This is a genomic window from Curtobacterium oceanosedimentum, from assembly GCF_040545555.1.
In the GTDB taxonomy this organism is placed as follows: Bacteria; Actinomycetota; Actinomycetes; order Actinomycetales; family Microbacteriaceae; genus Curtobacterium.
Map to the genome: position 1 here is coordinate 132544 of NZ_JBEPMD010000007.1, position 16315 is coordinate 148858.

At 70.8% G+C, this 16315-nt stretch carries 16 protein-coding genes; 6 read left to right on the forward strand and 10 right to left on the reverse strand.

The features are described from left to right. Positions 1-64: 64 nt before the first annotated feature. From ABIC52_RS09670 to ctaE, 5 genes are all read right to left on the reverse strand, one after another. Complete coding sequence (locus ABIC52_RS09670) at positions 65-1024, reverse strand: phosphodiesterase (protein WP_354027198.1); 960 nt, start codon at positions 1022-1024, stop codon at positions 65-67. A 184-nt stretch (positions 1025-1208) separates the two neighbouring features. Further along, positions 1209-2903 (reverse strand): cytochrome bc1 complex cytochrome b subunit, encoded by a 1695-nt coding sequence (qcrB, locus tag ABIC52_RS09675; protein ID WP_126890111.1) that lies wholly within the window; start codon positions 2901-2903, stop codon positions 1209-1211. Then, the gene (qcrA, locus tag ABIC52_RS09680) at positions 2903-3970 is read right to left on the reverse strand and encodes a cytochrome bc1 complex Rieske iron-sulfur subunit (RefSeq protein ID WP_174234667.1); all 1068 of its coding nucleotides are present in this window, start codon (positions 3968-3970) and stop codon (positions 2903-2905) included. Before qcrA ends, qcrB begins: the two co-directional genes overlap by 1 nt. A gap of 33 nt (positions 3971-4003) precedes the next feature. After that, on the reverse strand, positions 4004-4807 hold the full coding sequence (qcrC, locus tag ABIC52_RS09685; protein ID WP_126890110.1) for a cytochrome bc1 complex diheme cytochrome c subunit: 804 nt from the start codon (positions 4805-4807) through the stop codon (positions 4004-4006). A 21-nt stretch (positions 4808-4828) separates the two neighbouring features. After that, entirely contained in the window at positions 4829-5467 is a 639-nt protein-coding gene (ctaE, locus tag ABIC52_RS09690; protein WP_058727853.1) for an aa3-type cytochrome oxidase subunit III, read from the reverse strand. Between the two features lie 70 nt (positions 5468-5537). Here ctaE and trpD point away from each other — a divergent pair, with 70 nt between their 5' ends. Next, positions 5538-6593, forward strand: a complete 1056-nt coding sequence (gene trpD, locus ABIC52_RS09695) for an anthranilate phosphoribosyltransferase (protein ID WP_126890109.1) — start codon at positions 5538-5540, stop codon at positions 6591-6593. 191 nt (positions 6594-6784) lie between these two features. Here the strand turns inward: trpD and glpK are convergent, their stop codons facing one another. Then, the gene (gene glpK / locus ABIC52_RS09700) at positions 6785-8296 is read right to left on the reverse strand and encodes a glycerol kinase GlpK (protein ID WP_250366945.1); all 1512 of its coding nucleotides are present in this window, start codon (positions 8294-8296) and stop codon (positions 6785-6787) included. Between the two features lie 53 nt (positions 8297-8349). After that, positions 8350-9075 carry an MIP/aquaporin family protein gene (locus tag ABIC52_RS09705; RefSeq protein ID WP_126890107.1) on the reverse strand — a complete coding sequence of 242 codons (726 nt, stop codon included), beginning with the start codon at positions 9073-9075 and terminating at the stop codon, positions 8350-8352. Positions 9076-9387: 312 nt separating this feature from the next. Here ABIC52_RS09705 and dhaK point away from each other — a divergent pair, with 312 nt between their 5' ends. The 3 genes from dhaK to dhaM are packed head-to-tail and all read left to right on the forward strand — an operon-like array spanning position 9388 to position 11763. Then, positions 9388-10389 carry a dihydroxyacetone kinase subunit DhaK gene (gene dhaK / locus ABIC52_RS09710; protein WP_209677129.1) on the forward strand — a complete coding sequence of 334 codons (1002 nt, stop codon included), beginning with the start codon at positions 9388-9390 and terminating at the stop codon, positions 10387-10389. A 31-nt stretch (positions 10390-10420) separates the two neighbouring features. Beyond that, a complete protein-coding gene (gene dhaL / locus ABIC52_RS09715; RefSeq protein WP_354027199.1) occupies positions 10421-11047 on the forward strand; it encodes a dihydroxyacetone kinase subunit DhaL in 627 nt (208 codons plus the stop codon). Continuing rightward, positions 11044-11763 (forward strand): dihydroxyacetone kinase phosphoryl donor subunit DhaM, encoded by a 720-nt coding sequence (gene dhaM, locus ABIC52_RS09720; RefSeq protein ID WP_209677133.1) that lies wholly within the window; start codon positions 11044-11046, stop codon positions 11761-11763. Before dhaL ends, dhaM begins: the two co-directional genes overlap by 4 nt. A gap of 49 nt (positions 11764-11812) precedes the next feature. On the opposite strand, the gene ABIC52_RS09725 is transcribed toward dhaM, so the two are convergent. Next, complete coding sequence (locus ABIC52_RS09725; protein WP_209823631.1) at positions 11813-12646, reverse strand: helix-turn-helix transcriptional regulator; 834 nt, start codon at positions 12644-12646, stop codon at positions 11813-11815. A gap of 102 nt (positions 12647-12748) precedes the next feature. On the opposite strand from ABIC52_RS09725, the gene ABIC52_RS09730 reads away from it, so the two are divergent. Beyond that, positions 12749-13429: an SDR family NAD(P)-dependent oxidoreductase gene (locus ABIC52_RS09730; RefSeq protein WP_354027200.1), complete on the forward strand. Its 681-nt coding sequence runs from the start codon at positions 12749-12751 to the stop codon at positions 13427-13429. 70 nt (positions 13430-13499) lie between these two features. On the opposite strand, the gene ABIC52_RS09735 is transcribed toward ABIC52_RS09730, so the two are convergent. Then, positions 13500-14483, reverse strand: a complete 984-nt coding sequence (locus ABIC52_RS09735) for a CU044_5270 family protein (protein ID WP_354027201.1) — start codon at positions 14481-14483, stop codon at positions 13500-13502. Further along, the gene (locus ABIC52_RS09740; RefSeq protein WP_354027202.1) at positions 14480-15109 is read right to left on the reverse strand and encodes an RNA polymerase sigma factor; all 630 of its coding nucleotides are present in this window, start codon (positions 15107-15109) and stop codon (positions 14480-14482) included. The genes ABIC52_RS09735 and ABIC52_RS09740 overlap by 4 nt, the downstream gene beginning before the upstream one ends. Before the next feature lie 103 nt (positions 15110-15212). On the opposite strand from ABIC52_RS09740, the gene ABIC52_RS09745 reads away from it, so the two are divergent. Next, positions 15213-16244, forward strand: coding sequence for an alcohol dehydrogenase catalytic domain-containing protein (locus tag ABIC52_RS09745; RefSeq protein WP_354027203.1), 1032 nt, complete (start codon positions 15213-15215; stop codon positions 16242-16244). Positions 16245-16315 lie beyond the last annotated feature (71 nt).

Below are 16315 nucleotides of genomic sequence, written 5' to 3' on the forward strand. Positions count from 1 at the left end.
GATCGTTCGACGACATGTCGTGCTCGTTCGACCGCGTGCAGCCGTGCACGCGGTCGGCCGGCCCTCAGCGGCGGATGGGGGAGGTGGGCACCGTGTCGAGGGTGAACACCGGGATGCTCGCGGTGACCGGCGCCGGCTCGACCGCGGACGCGATCGTGACCCCTGCAGCGGCGAGCCGTGCCTCGGTCTGCTCCGACGACACGGGCTCGCCGACCGTCGAGTAGTGCCCGATCGGCACCACCGAGTGCACGACGTTGTTGCCGTAGACGTGCACGAGGTTGAACGACTGCGCGCCGTCCTGCCCGCGGGTACCGCCCTGGTACTCGGTGAGGTCCTGCGTGTAGCACGTCGCACTCGCGACCGACACGGGCACCCCGGCGAACACGGCGCTCGTGGAGTAGTGCAGGTGCCCGGCGATGATCGAGATGACGTCCGACCCCTCGATGACCTCGGCGAGGGCGGCCTGGTCGCGGAGCTCGACGAGGACCGCGAGGTCCTGCACGCTCGGGACCGGCGGGTGGTGCATGGCGAGGATCGTGCCGTGCGGTGCAGCCTCGGAGAGGACTTCAGCCAGCCAGTCGAGCTGCGCAGGGGAGACCTCGCCGTGGTGCGCTCCGGGCACGCTCGTGTCCAGGGTGATGACGCGGAGGCCGTTGACGTCGTACACGAAGTCGACGGGGCGATCGGTCGGCTGGAGTCCGAAGAGCTCCTGGCGGAACGCACCGCGCTCGTCGTGGTTCCCCATCGCCCAGATGACCTGCGCGCCGATGCGGCGGGCCGCGGGCTCGACGATGTCGCGGATCCTGGCGTACGCGCCCGGCTCGCCCTTGTCGGCAACGTCGCCCGTGACGACGATGGCCTCCGGGCGAGTGCCGGAGGCCTCGATGTCGGCGACGATCGCCGAGAGACGTGCTGCGGGGTCGACGTCACCGTAGAGCGCGCCGTCACCCGCCACGAGGTGGGTGTCGCTGAGGTGGAGGAGGAAGTGGTTCGGCCTGGGGTGTTCGGCCGTCCGGCTGTCCATCGGTCTCTCGTTCCGTTGGCGGATGCGTGGTGCAACACGTTGCCACACCGTCGAGGACGAGTCCAGCACGCCACTCTGAATGCACGGTGAACCGGGAGTGGCGGATCCACGTCGGTCCACAGCGAACGACGGAGCCCCCCGACCACGTGGTGGTCGAGGGGCTCCGTCGTTCCCGCTGCGGGACCTAGTGGTTGGCGGCGCCGAGCGCGGGGGCCTGGGCCTGGTGGTCGCCCTCCAGCTCCGGACCGTGGTGCGCGGCGTGCGCTGCCTCGAGCTCCGCCTTCGTGACCGGCGCGATGCGGTCCTCGAAGAAGAAGCGCGACAGGTTCGCACGGACCTTCTGCACCCCGGTGATCCGACCCTTGGCGTCCGGACGGACCATGAGCGGCTTGTACTCGTTGAACTGCAGGAGCTTCCAGCGCTCGTACTCGTCGAGCTGCTCGTGGACCTCGATGTACTCGCCGTGCGGCAGTCGGACGATGCGGCCCGACTCGTAACCGTGCAGCACGATCTCGCGGTCCTTCTTCTGCAGCGCGAGGCAGACGCGCTTCGTGATCCAGAAGGCGACGAACGGGCCGAGGACCGTCGTGGCCTGGATGACGTGGATCACGTGCTCGATCGACACCATGAAGTGCGTGGCGATGATGTCGGACGAGGCGGCGGCCCAGAGCGACGCGTAGAGCGTGATGCCCGCAGCACCGAACGCGGTGCGGGTCGGGGCGTTGCGCGGACGGTCGGCCAGGTGGTGCTCACGCTTGTCGCCTGTGACCCACGCCTCGAGGAACGGGTAGGCGAACATCGCGATGATGAGCGCCATGAGGACGGCGATCGGGACGAGGATGTTGAACGACACCGTGTAGCCGAACCACACGACCTCCCAGTGCGGCGGCACCAGACGGAGCGCACCGTCCGCGAAGCCGATGTACCAGTCGGGCTGGGTGCCGGCGGACACGGGGGACGGGTCGTACGGGCCGTAGTTCCAGATCGGGTTGATCGTGAACAGCGACGCGATGAGGGCGAGGATGCCCGCGACGATGAAGAAGAAGCCGCCGGCCTTCGCGGCGAACGCCGGGAGGATCGGGACGCCCACGACGTTCTCGTTGGTCTTGCCGGGGCCCGCGAACTGCGTGTGCTTGTTGATGACGACGAGCACGAGGTGCACGCCGAGCACCGCCACGAGGATCGCCGGCAGCAGCAGGATGTGGAGCGTGTAGAGGCGGCCGACGATGTCGGTACCCGGGAACTCGCCACCGAACAGCAGGTAGGCGATCCACACGCCGATCACCGGGACACCCTCGATCATGCCGACGATGATGCGGAGACCGTTGCCCGAGAGCAGGTCGTCGGGGAGCGAGTAGCCGGTGAAGCCCTCGGCCATCGCCAGGACCCACAGCACGAAGCCGAAGACCCAGTTGAGCTCACGCGGCTTGCGGAAGGCGCCGGTGAAGAACACGCGGGCCATGTGCAGCATCACCGAGGCGACGAACAGCAGGGCTGCCCAGTGGTGGATCTGCCGGACGAACAGGCCACCGCGGATGTCGAACGAGATGTTCAGGGTGGACTGCAGGGCGGTCGACATCTCGACGCCCTTCAGCGGGACGTACGAGCCGTTGTAGACGACCTCGGTCATCGACGCCTGGAAGAAGAACGTCAGGAACGTCCCCGACAACAGGACGACGACGAAGCTGTACAGCGCGACCTCGCCGAGCATGAAGCTCCAGTGGTCGGGGAAGATCTTGCGCCCGACCTCCTTCACCAGACCCGAGATGCTCGTCCGCTCGTCGATGTAGTTGGCGGTGGCCCCGATGAGTCGGGACCCGCGCGTCGGCTCGGGCCGTGTGGCCGTGGACGGCGCGCTCGTGGTGGTGGTGCTGGTCATCAGCGTTCACGCTCCCAGAAGGACGGTCCGACCGGCTCGTGGAAGTCGCTCTGGGCAACCAGGTAGCCGTCGTCGTCGATCGCGATCGGAAGTTGGGGGAGGGGACGTGCAGCCGGGCCGAAGATGACTTCGCAGTTGTTCGAGACGTCGAACGTCGACTGGTGGCACGGGCACAGCAGGTGGTGCGTCTGCTGCTCGTAGAGCGCGACCGGGCACCCGACGTGGGTGCAGATCTTGGAGTAGGCGACGATGCCGTCGTAGCCCCAGTCCTCGTGCCCCTTCGAGGGGTTGAGGTCCTTCGGGTCGAGACGCATGAGGAGGACCGAGGCCTTCGCCTTCTCCTCGAGCATGTGCTCGGAGTCGAGCATGCCGTCCGGGATGACGTGGAAGACCGAACCGATCGTGACGTCGGACGCCTTGATCGGCAGACCCGTCGGGTCCTTCGTCAGGCGCATGCCGGACTTCCAGAAGGTGTGGCGCAGGAGCTCGTTCGGGTCCTCCGCCGGGGCGAAGTCACGGACGAGGACGACACCCGGCAGCGGGAACGCCACCAGGGCGCCGATCATCGAGTTGCGGATCAGCTTGCGACGGCTGAAGCCGGACTCCTTGTCGGCGAGCTGGAAGGCCTCGACGGCCTTCGCGCGGGTCGCGTCGGTGCCACGGGTGCTGTGGCGCATCTCCGTGATCTCGCGGTCCACGACGAGCGACTTGGACCAGTAGACGGCGCCGAGGCCCAGCGCGAGCAGCGCCAGGGCGATCGCCAGACCGAGCCAGAGGTTGCCGGACCGGACGGTGCCGAAGTCCTCGGGGTCGATCGGGAAGGCGATGTACGCCGCGATCGCCAGGACGCTGCCCACGATGGAAAGGTAGAAGAACGTGGCGACCTGACGCTCGGCCAGGCGCTGCTTCTTCGGGTCGACGTCGGTGCGGCGCGCGCGGTGCGGCGGCTCACCCGGGTTCTCGAACGGGTCCGCGGGGACGACCGCGATCCCGGCCGACGTGCTGGTCGCGCCGTGCTTCTCGACAGCCGAGGACGAGTTCAGTGCCTCGTCGTCGTGCTCTGCCATGGTGTTCCCTTCAGTGTCGTTCGACACGGACGATCAGTTGGACTTCGCGGTCAGCCAGACGGTCATCGCGACGACCGCGCCGAGTCCGAAGATCCAGATGAACAGACCCTCTGCCACCGGGCCGAGGGAGCCGAGGGCGAACCCGCCGGGCGACTTGTTGTCCTGCACGTACTTCAGGTACGTGATGATGTCGGCCTTCTGCTCCGGCGTCAGGTTGAGGTCGTTGAAGACCGGCATGTTCTGCGGGCCCGTGACCATGGCCTCGTAGATGTGCTTGCCGGAGACCGACTGCAGGTTCGGGGCGTACTTGCCCTCGGTGAGTGCGCCGCCGGCGCCCGCCACGTTGTGGCACATGGCGCAGTTGATGCGGAAGAGCTCGGCGCCTTCGGCTGCGTCGCCCTTGCCGTCCGTCAGCGACGAGGAGGGGACCGACGGGCCGGGGCCGAGCGAGGCGACGTAGGCACCCATGGCATCGATCTGCTCGTCCGTGAACTGGGCGGGCTTCTCCTCGGCCTGGGGGCCCTGCGCGGCCATCGGCATGCGGCCGGTGCCGACCTGGAAGTCGACCGACGCGGCGCCGACACCGATGAGGGACGGACCCTCGCTGGTGCCCTGGGCGTCGAGGCCGTGGCAGGTCGCGCAGTTCGAGGCGAAGAGCTTCTCGCCCTCGTTGACCTTGGACTGGCTGGACACCGCGGAGGTGGTGCTGTCGTCGGCGTTCGCCGTCGAGCTGAACAGCGCGTACGCACCGCCGGTGGTCATGAGACCGACGACGATGAGCGACACGGTCGCCATCGGGGAACGGCGGCCCTTCTTGGACTTGCTTCTGGTGAACATGCGGTGGGGGGTGTCCAGTTCCTACTTGAGAAGGTAGATGACAGCGAAGAGGCCGATCCAGACCACGTCGACGAAGTGCCAGTAGTACGACACGACGATCGCGGTGGTCGCCTCCTTGTGCCCGAAGTTCTTGGCGGCGAAGCCGCGACCGAGGGTCAGGAGGAAGGCGATGAGACCACCCGTGACGTGCAGGCCGTGGAAGCCGGTGGTCATGTAGAACGCGGAGCCGTAGGCGCTCGACGAGAGCGTGACGCCCTCGTGCCAGAGGTTCGCGTACTCGAAGATCTGGCCGCAGACGAAGATCGCACCCATGCAGTACGTGACGAAGAACCACTCCGTCATGCCCCAGTCCTTGGGGTTCCAGCTCGTGCGGTGCACCTGGAAGCGCTCCGCGGCGAACACCGCGAACTGGCAGGCGAAGCTCGACAGCACCAGGATGATCGTGTTCACCGAGGCGAACGGCACCTCGAGCTTGGCGGTCTCGGTCGCCCAGAGCTCGGGCGAGGTGCTGCGCAGCGTGAAGTAGATCGCGAACAGGCCGGCGAAGAACATGACCTCGCTGCCCAGCCACACGATCGTCCCCACGGCAACGGCGTTCGGCCTGTTCAGGACCGGACCGCTGGCGGATCTGGAGAGAGGGGTGCTAGTCACGTCCTCCATTATGGCCGAAACCACTGACAGTGTTTTCGCAGGACACTGGCGGGTCGTTCGAACTCAGTACCATCGAGCCATGTCCCTCACACTCTCCTGGCCTGCAGTCATCAGCGCGCTCATGGCGCGCGAGGACCTCTCGATCAGGCAGTCCACGTGGGCCATGGAGGAGATCGTCCAGGGGCGCGCGACCGCCGCACAGATCGCGGCCTTCGCGGTCGCGCTCCGGGCGAAGGGCGAGACCGTCGACGAGGTCGTCGGCTTCCGCGACGCGATCCTCGACGCCGCCGTCCCGTTGGACGTCGACCCGATGGCACTCGACATCGTCGGGACCGGCGGCGACGTCGTGGGCACCGTGAACGTCTCGACGATGGCCGCGATCGTCATCGCCGCCGCGGGCGTGCCGGTCGTCAAGCACGGCAACCGCGCGAGTTCGTCGAAGTCGGGCTCGAGCGACGTGCTGGCCGCCCTCGGCCTCGACCTGACGATGGACGCCGCGCGTGTCGCGGACACCTTCCGGCGTGTCGGGCTGACCTTCGCGTTCGCGAGCGCGTTCCACCCCGGCTTCGCTCATGCGGCCCCGGTCCGGCGCGAGATCGGCGTGCCCACCGTCTTCAACTTCCTCGGGCCGCTGGTGAACCCGGCCCGGTGCGAGGCGAACGCGGTGGGCGTGGCGCAGCTCGAGCTCGTGCCGATCATCACGGGCGTGTTCCAGACCCGTGGGGCGACCGCGCTCGTGTTCCGCGGCGACGACGGCCTCGACGAGCTGACGACCACCGGGCACTCCCACATCTGGGAGGTCACCGGCGGCCGGGTCATCGAGCACGACCTCGACCCGCGGGACCTCGGGATCGCCCGGGCGCGCACGGAGGACCTGCTCGGCGGTGACCCCGAGCACAACGCCGCCGTGGTGCACCGCGTGCTCGCGGGGGAGACCGGCCCGGTCCGTGACATCGTGCTGCTCAACGCCGCCGCCGGGCTGGTGTCCTTCCGTCTGGCCGAGGATCCCGAGCAGGCGGACCGGCCGATCCTGCAGCGGTTCCGTGAGCAGCTCGCCGTCGCCGCCGAGGCGGTCGACTCCGGCGCCGCCGCGCAGAAGCTCGCCGACTGGGTCGGCGCCGCCCCCGCGGCCTGAGCGACCCCGCAAGTCGCGACGTCGGCGGATGCTCGCAGCGCTGTGGCGTTGCGCGGATCCGCCGACGTTGCGTTTCGCGGCCGGACCGGTGCGCCCGGCCCGCACCGCGCGTGCCACCGCAACGGCCTGGAGGCGCGGTGCCGGCCCGTCGGACCGGCACCGCGCCTCCAGGCGGTCACCTCAGCTGCGCGTCAGCGCACGTCCTCGTCGACCCAGTCGAAGGTCTTCGTGACGGCCTTCTTCCAGAGGCGGAGCTGACGGTCGCGCTCGGCGTCGTCGAGCGACGGCTCCCAGCGCTGGTCCTCCTGCCAGTTGGCGCGGAGCTCGTCGAGGTTCGCCCAGAACCCGACGGCCAGACCGGCGGCGTACGCGGCACCGAGGGCGGTGGTCTCCGCGACGACGGGACGGACGACCGGCACGTTGAGGATGTCCGCCTGGAACTGCATGAGCGCGTCGTTGGCGGTCATGCCGCCGTCGACCTTGAGCTCGGTCAGGTCCACACCGGAGTCCGCGTTGACGGCGTCGAGGACCTCGCGGGTCTGCAGCGCCGTCGCCTCGAGGGCGGCACGGGCGATGTGCCCCTTGTTGACGTAGCGGGTCAGGCCGACCAGCGCGCCGCGGGCGTCGGGACGCCAGTACGGCGCGAACAGGCCCGAGAACGCCGGCACGAAGTACACGCCACCGTTGTCCTCGACGGTCTTGGCGAGCGCCTCGACCTCCGGGGCGCTGCCGATGATGCCGAGGTTGTCGCGGAGCCACTGGATGAGCGAACCGGTGACGGCGATGGAGCCCTCGAGCGCGTAGTGCGTCTCCTGGTCGCCGAGCTTGTACCCGACGGTGGTGAGCAGCCCGTTCTCCGACCGGACGATCTCGGTGCCCGTGTTGAAGATGAGGAAGTTGCCGGTGCCGTAGGTGTTCTTCGACTCGCCTTGGTCGAACGCCGCCTGGCCGAACGTCGCGGCCTGCTGGTCGCCGAGGATGCCGGCGATCGGGACCTCGCGGAGCAGGCTGGACGACTCGACGTGGCCGTAGACCTCGGAGGAGCTGACGATCTCCGGGAGCATCGACTTCGGCACCCCGAAGTCGGCCAGGATGTCGTCGCGCCACTGCAGCGTCTCGAGGTCCATGAACAGCGTGCGGGACGCGTTCGTGACGTCGGTCTTGTGCACACCGCCGTCCGTGCCACCGGTCAGGTTCCAGAGGACCCAGGTGTCGGTGGTGCCGAAGAGCAGGTCGCCCGCCTCGGCCTTCTCGCGTGCGCCCTCGACGTTCTCGAGGATCCAGGCGATCTTGGTGCCGGCGAAGTAGGTGGCGAGCGGCAGGCCGACGATCGCCTTGTAGCGGTCGGTGTCGCCGTCGGCGAGCTTGTCGACGATCGCCTGGGTGCGGGTGTCCTGCCACACGATGGCGTTGTAGACGGCCTTGCCGGTGTTCTTGTCCCAGACCACCGCGGTCTCGCGCTGGTTCGTGATGCCGACCGCCGCGACGTCGTGGCGGGTGATGTCGGCGCGGGACAGGGCCTGGCCGATGACCTCACGGGTGTTGTCCCAGATCTCCGCGGGGTCGTGCTCGACCCACCCGGCGCGCGGGAAGATCTGCTCGTGCTCCTTCTGCCCGACCGAGATGATCGAACCGGAGTGGTCGAAGACGATGGCACGCGTCGAGGTCGTGCCCTGGTCGATGGCGACGATGTAGTCGGCCATTGGTGCTCCTTACGGGTGTGTTCGGTGTGTGCTGGGGGTTCGGTCTGCAGCCGTCAGGAGACGACGGGGAGCAGGAAGGTCGAGGCGCCGGCGGCGAGGGCGGCACCGATGAGCGGGCCGACGACCGGGACCCAGGCGTAGGACCAGTCGCTCGAGCCCTTGCCCTTGATCGGCAGGATCGCGTGGGCGATGCGGGGGCCGAGGTCACGGGCGGGGTTGATGGCGTAGCCGGTGGGGCCACCGAGCGAGACACCGATCGCGATCACGAGGAAGGCGACGGGGACGGCGCCGAGCTCGGCCGGGGCCTTGCCGTTGGTGATGCCGAGGATGACGAAGACCAGCACGAACGTGCCGATGACCTCGGTGACGAGGTTCCAGCCGTAGCTGCGGATCGCCGGTCCGGTCGAGAACACGCCGAGCTTGGCGGCGGCGTCGGGCTCCTCGTCGAAGTGCTGCTTGTAGGCGAGCCAGACGATCACCGCGCCGATGAAGGCGCCGAGCAGCTGTGCGACCCAGTAGATGAGCATGGTGCCGATGCTGATGTTGCCGAGCAGCATCTGCGCGAGGCTGACGGCGGGGTTGAGCTGGCCGCCCGACTTGTAGGACACGAGCACACCGGCGAAGACCGCGAAGCCCCAGCCGATCGTGACCATGAGGAAGCCGGCGCCGAAGCCCTTGGACTTCGTCAGCGAGACGGCGGCGACGACTCCGCCACCGAGGATGATGAGCAACGCCGTACCGACGAGCTCTGACATGAAATTGACGCCGATGCCGTCCATCGGTGACCTCCAGTGCGAGTGGTGGGGGTCCGGTGGCTGCTGCGTCCGGCACTCCCCGTCGAGTGATTGGGGCCGAGCATAGTGAGGCCGGTCACCGCGACGCGATCGCGGAACGAGCCGAGTTCGCGAAACTGCACGAACGTGCACGCCTGGTGTGCGGAGGGGCATCCGAGGACCAGGCCACGACAGCACCCTCATGCACGAACGTGCACCGGAGGCGAACGGGCGGCCGCTGTAGGGTGAACGCACTCCGGTCGACGACGGCGGTGTGGCTCCGCCGGCGGTCGGCCCCCGCACCCGTGGAGGTCCGTCATGAAGAAGCTCATCAACGATCCGCACGACGTCGTGACGGAGACCGTCCGGGGGTTCGCCCGAGCGCACGAGGGGCACGTCGTGCTGGTCGAGGACCCGATCCACCTGCACCGCGCCGACGCCCCCGTGCGCGGGAAGGTCGGGATCGTGAGCGGTGGGGGCAGCGGGCACGAACCGCTGCACGCCGGCTTCGTCGGTCACGGGATGCTCGACGCGGCCGTCCCCGGTCCCGTCTTCACGAGCCCGACCCCCGACCCGATCCTCGCCGCGACGAAGGCGGTCGACGGGGGAGCGGGCGTGCTCCACATCGTGAAGAACTACACCGGCGACGTGCTCAACTTCGAGACCGCCGCCGAGCTCGCCGAGATGGAGGACATCCGCGTCGCGTCCGTCGTGGTCGACGACGACGTCGCCGTGCAGGACTCGCTGTACACGGCCGGGCGCCGCGGCGTGGCCGGTACGGTCGTCGTCGAGAAGTGCGCCGGTGCCGCTGCCGAGCGTGGTGACGACCTCGACGCCGTTGCCGCGGTCGCCCGACGGGTCAACGAGGTGACCCGGTCGATGGGCCTGGCCCTCGGCTCCGGGACGGTCCCGCACGCAGGGGAGCCGTCCTTCACGCTCGCGGACGACGAGGTCGAGCTCGGCATCGGCATCCACGGCGAGCCGGGCCGTGAGCGCATCGCCATGGCCCCGGCCGACCAGCTCGTCGACCGCGTGCTCGAACCGGTGCTCGCCGACCTCGACGCGCCGGCGGGCTCGCAGCTGCTGCTCCTCGTCAACGGCATGGGCGGCACCCCGCTCTCCGAGCTCTACATCGTCTACCGCCGCGCCGCCGAGGTGCTCACGGACCGCGGCCACCACGTCGCGCGTAGCGTGGTCGGCGACTACGTCACGTCCCTCGAGATGCCGGGCTTCTCGATCACCGTCACGGTGCTCGACGAGGAGCTCACCGCCCTCTGGGACGCCCCGGTGGAGACCCCGGCGCTGCGCTGGGGTCGCTGACCACCGTCCACCATCCAGGAAGGAACACGAATTGGCGCTCGACACCGCATGGGCCATCGACTGGGTGCGCCGCACCGCCGCGACGATCGACGACCACCGCGCCGAACTCGTCACGCTCGACCGTGAGATCGGCGACGGAGACCACGGCGAGAACCTCGACCGTGGCTTCCGCGCCGTGCTCGAGGCCGTCGACGCCGGGTCCTTCGACACCCCCGGCGCGGTCTTCAAGACGGTCGCGACGAAGCTCATCTCGACGGTCGGCGGCGCGGCGGGCCCGCTGTTCGGCACCGCGTACCTGAAGGCCGCGCAGGCCGCCGGCGACGCGACCGAGCTCGACGCGGACACCCTGGTCGCCGTGCTCACCGCAGCCCGCGACGGCGTCGTCTCGCGGGGCAAGGCCGAGGTCGGCGACAAGACCATGGTCGACGCCTGGTCGGCCGCCGTCGACGCCGCCGGCACCACAGCCGCGGCGGGTGAGGGTCCGCAGCGCGTGCTCGAGGCCGCCGCCGACGCCGCCGTGACCGGTGCCGAGTCCACCGACTCCCTCGTCGCCCGCAAGGGCCGCGCGAGCTACCTCGGCGACCGTGCGGTCGGGCACCGCGACCCGGGCGCCCAGTCGACGGCGTACATCCTGCGCGCCGCGGTGGACGCCGCGTGACCGTCGGCATCCTGGTCGTCTCGCACAGTGCGGCGATCGCGACCGGCACCGTCGAGCTGGCCCGCCAGATGGCCGCCGACGTCCCGCTCGTCGCCGCGGGCGGCACGGACGACGGCGGCATCGGGACCTCGTTCGAGGCGATCAACGACGGCATCCACGAGCTCTCGGCGGCCGACGCCGTCGTCGTGCTGTGCGACCTCGGGTCCGCCTACCTGACCACCGACACCGCGCTGGACTTCCTCGACGACGCCGACCGCGAGCGCGTGCACGTCTCGCAGGCCCCGCTCGTCGAGGGCACGGTCGCGGCGGCGGTCGCCGCGCAGACCGGTGGTGACGTCGGTGCCGTCCTGGCCGCCGCCGCGTCGGCCGCAGGGTCCGCGGACGACGCCGGGGGAGCCTCCGACCCGACCGGTGACCAGCCGGGAGGCGCGTCCTCCGTCGACGACGCGGGCTCCGCCGACGGGGCGGTCACCGAGACCGTCGAGCTGGTCAACGAGAGCGGGCTGCACGCCCGTCCGGCGGCCGAGTTCGTGAAGGCCGCCGCGAAGCACGAGTCGCGCGTCCGCGTGAACGGCGTCGACGCGAAGAGCCTGCTCGCGATCATGGCGCTCGCCCTGCCGAAGGGTGCCACCGTGACGATCGAGGCCGACGGGCCCGACGCGCGGGACGCCGTGGACACCCTCGTCGCGCTCGTCCGCTCCGGCTTCGGCGAGTGACGACGACCGCTGCGCCCTCCACAGGGCGGGCGCGGCGGGAACCGCCGGGTCAGGACGTCGCGAACTCCTGCAGTCCGGTGACCCGGAGCAGGTCCAGCTTCGCGGCGTCCTCGCTGCCGGGGACCGCGGTGTAGACGACGATCCGCAGGTCGCTGCCCGGCACGCTGAGCACGTCGCAGTCGACCTCGACCGGACCGACGGGCGTGTGCACGACCTTGCGGCTCGTCCGGTGCTCGGCGATGCGCGCGCCGTGCCAGCGCCGCTCGAACTCCGGGGATCCGCGGCGGAGCCGGGTGACGAGCTCTGCGAGCCGCCGGTCCGCCGGGTAGCGGCCCACAGCGGAGCGGAGGTCGGCGACCAGGTCGCTCGAGAAGTCCTCCTGGTGCGTGTCGTCCCACTCGACGCCGTCGTGCCCCTGCGTGAAGTGCCGCCACACCAGGTTCCCCTCGACCCCGGTCCAGGTGCTCGGATCGCCGGACACGGCCGCCCACAGGTCGTTCCAGAGCAGGATGTCGTGCGCCGCGGTGAAGACCGCCAACGGGACGTCACCGAGCCGGTCGACCATGCGGTGCACGCCCGGCGGGACGTGCCGCGGAACCTCGGCCCGCGACGGCACCGGAGCACCCGCGACCCGGTACAGGTGGTCCCGCTCCGCCTCGGTCAGGCGGAGCGCGGTCGCGAGGGCGCCGAGCAGCTGCGGTGACGGGTTCGTCGCGCGACCCTGTTCGAGCCGGACGACGTAGTCGACGCTGACCCCGGCGAGCGCGGCGAGTTCCTCGCGCCGGAGCCCGGCGGTGCGCCGCCCCGGCCCCGCGGGCAACCCGACCTCGGCCGGACGCACCCGGTCCCGCCAGGCGCGCAACACCTCCGCGAACTCGCTCATGCGTCCATCATCGCCTCCGTCGGGCGAACGGTCGTGGTACTGCCGGTCCCACCGTCGAGCGGTGCCTGGGAGGACGGGAACGGCGGGGGCATCGTGGAGGGCATGACCACGACACTCATCACCGGAGCGAACCGCTCCCTCGGGCTCGAGACCGCACGCCGACTCCTCGAGGCCGGCCACACCGTGTACGCCGGCATGCGCGACACCGCCTCCGGTGACGCCGTCCGAGCGCTCGGCGCACACCCCGTGCAGCTCGACGTCACCGACCAGGCGAGCGTCGACGCCGCGCTCTCGTCGTTGCCGGAGCTCGACGTCCTCGTGAACAACGCCGGCGTCCTCGGGACGTCCTTCGGTGTCGACGATCTGGACGCCGACGCGATCACCGCGGTGCTCGACACGAACGTGGTCGGGGTCGTCCGGGTGACGCAGGCGGCCCTCCCGCTGCTGCGGCGGTCGTCGAACCCCGTCATCGTCAACGTCGCGTCCGGCGTCGGCTTCGCGCGCTGGCTCACCACGCCGGGGCACGACGAGTACCCGGTCGCCGCGGTGCCCTACGCGGCGTCGAAGGCGGCGCTCATCGCGGCGACGGTGCAGTACGCGAAGAACCTGCCCGGCTTCCGCGTGAACGCGAGCGATCCCGGCTACACGGCGACCGACTTCAACGGCCACGGTGGGCACCAGACCGTGACCGAGGGCACGGACGCGACGGTCGCGCTCGCCCTGGTCGGTCCGGACGGGCCGACGGGGGAGTTCCACGACCGCACCGGGCGCATCGAGTACTGAGCCGACCAGCGGACGGACGGGAGGCGCGTGGCGGCCCCGCCACGCGCCTCCCGTCCGTCCCGCGGCCCCCTCAGGGCGCGGCGTCGACCACCGAGGTCATCACCGACTTCGAGTCCAGCACCGTCCCCGCGGGCAGGGTGCGGGTGGCCCTGCCGGCGACGGAGCGCATCCCGATGAAGTCGCCCGTGGTCGGGTCGACGACGACCTCGGTGTACTCGTCGCCGCGTCCGGCCTCGGTGCGCCCGATGCCGACGCCCGTGCGGCCGTCGAGCGTGACGGCGTGGTGCGTGATCGTCGCCCCGGGGATCCTCGCGAGCACCTGGTACATGGCGCTGCGGAGGTCCGCCGGCACCATCCCGGTCGCGAGCCGATCGGTGATGAGCACCGTCATCGCCTCCTCGTGGCTGTTCGAGCCGGAGGCGTGCGCGGAGACCCACGCGAGGAGGGCGTCCGGGTCGCGGGGCATGTCGGCGAGGTCATCGGGAACCCAGGGGTGTCCGGAGAAGGCGCCGTCGAGCGCACGGACCGTGCCGGTCGGGTACCCGGCGGGGTCGGCATCCCACGCCGCCTCGACCTCGGCCGCGCGGTCCGTCGGGAAGTACGCGACCGGTTCCCCCGAGGTGCGGACCAGGGTCCACTCGGCGGACGAGTCCGCCGGGCGGTAGACGGTCAGCGAGTACGGCACGAGGGCCGAGGAGTCAGGACCGAGGAACGCCTGGCTCTGCTCCTGCACGTCGACCTCGAGGTACTGGCCCGGGCCGACGACCGGGTCGCTCGTGTGCACCGTGGCGTCGGCGGCACGACGGAACACCTCCGCGGCGGTGGCGGCCTGCGGCGCCGAGCCGACGACGGGCACGTGCTCGGTCGTGCCCGTCAGGTCGCCCGCGACCAGGACGGTCGCGAGCGCGGTCACCGCGGCGACACTGCCGACCACGCCCAGGGTCCACCGGGACCTGGTGCGGCGGTGACCGACGGTCCGGGCGAGCACCTCGCGGCGGATCGGTGCGACGGCATCGTCGAGGGCCGGACCCTCGGGCGGCGGAACGGTGATCATGACGTCTGCTCCATCCCCTGCGCCGCACGGCTCGAACGGAGTCGGGCGCGGGATCGTTGGATGCGCTTGCGCGCGTTGGCGGGGGAGAGGCCGAGCATCGCGGCGGCCTCGTCGTAGGACCGGTCCTGCAGCAGGCAGAGCGCGCAGAGTTCGCGGTCCGGCGAGTCGAGCGCGGCGATTTCCGCGCGGACCCACCGCAGCTGCTGCACGGCCTCGTCGTGCGACACCTGGCGGTACCAGGCCTCGTCGGCGCCGCTGTGCTCGTCGAGCTCGTCGACGCGGTGCGCGCGACGCTGCCGGTTCGTGTTCATCGCGACGAACCGCGCGGTCGTCAGCAGCCACGGCAGCGCCGAGCTCCCGACGATGCGCAGGTCCCTGCGTCGGCGCCATGCGACGACGAAGGTCTCCTGCACGATGTCGTCGACGTCGGACCGCTGATCGGCGAGTCCCCAGGCGTAGCGGAACACCGACCGCGTGTGTCGGTCGAGCAGCGTCGTGTACGCGTCGGCGTCGCCGGTGGCGATCGCCGCGACCAGGGCCCCGTCGGTCGTGGTGCCGGTGGTCGTCGTGCTGGTCGTCGTGCTGGTCGTCTCCGGGATGGTGCCCGGCCCCCTCGGTGTGTTCACTGTTGCCTCCGATCATGAGGTGTCGGGGGAGCGACTCGTGTGACAGATCGGTGCGTGTCGTCGGCGGACCACCGGCCGTCGGTGGCTCTGCCAGGATGACGGGATGCGCGCAGTACAGTACGACCGCTTCGGATCGATGCCCGTGATCGTCGAGCTCCCGGCGCCGGAGGCACCCGCGGACGGCGTCGTCGTGGCCGTCCGTGCGACGGGCGTCTGCAGGAGCGACTGGCACGCGTGGAAGGGGCACGACGACTCTGTCGCGCTGCCGCACGTCCCGGGTCACGAGTTCTCCGGCATCGTCGCGGCCGTCGGGTCGGACGTCTCCGGGTTCGCGGTCGGCGACCGGGTGACCGCGCCGTTCGTCTTCGCCTGCGGCACGTGCGAGCAGTGCCGCGACGGGGCCACGCAGGTCTGCACCCGACAGCAGCAACCCGGCTTCACGCTGCCCGGGTCGTACGCCGACTCCGTCGTCGTGCCGCACGCCGACGTGAACCTCGTGGCGCTGCCCGACGAGGTCGGCTTCGCCGAGGCGGCGGGGCTCGGCTGCCGGTTCGGCACCGCCTACCACGCGCTGCACGCTCGCGGACGTGTCGCTGCGGGGGAGTGGGTCGCGGTCTTCGGCTGCGGCGGTGTCGGTCTGTCCACCGTCCTGGTCGCCGTGGCAGCGGGCGCACGTGTGGTCGCCGTCGACGTCTCGCCGGCAGCGCTCGAACGCGCAGCGGCCCTCGGCGCGACCACCCTGCAGATGGGTGAGGACGTGACGGCGACGGTGCGCGAGGTCACCGGCGGCGGCGCACACGTGTCCGTCGACGCCTACGGCAGCCGGGCGACCTCGGTGGCGGCGGTGGACTCGCTCCGACCCCGGGGCCGGCACGTGCAGGTCGGGCTGCTGCTCGACGACGAGGCCGCGCCGGCGATCCCGATGGGCCGGGTCATCGCGGACGAGCTCGAACTGCTCGGCAGCCACGGGATCGCCGTGGGGGAGTACGCCGCGATGCTCGACGACGTGGTCGCCGGGCGGCTGCGGCCCGCCGAGTCGATCGGGTCGACCATCGGCTTCGACGACCTGCCGGGAGCGCTCGAGGCGATGGACCGTCCTGCGACCGGCTCCGGCATGACGGTCGCCGTGTTCTGAACCGGAGCGTGCGCGGGCTCGAGGTCAGGGTCGGGCCGGTGAGTCCCGGGCCCGTCGGCTGGGCGGATCTG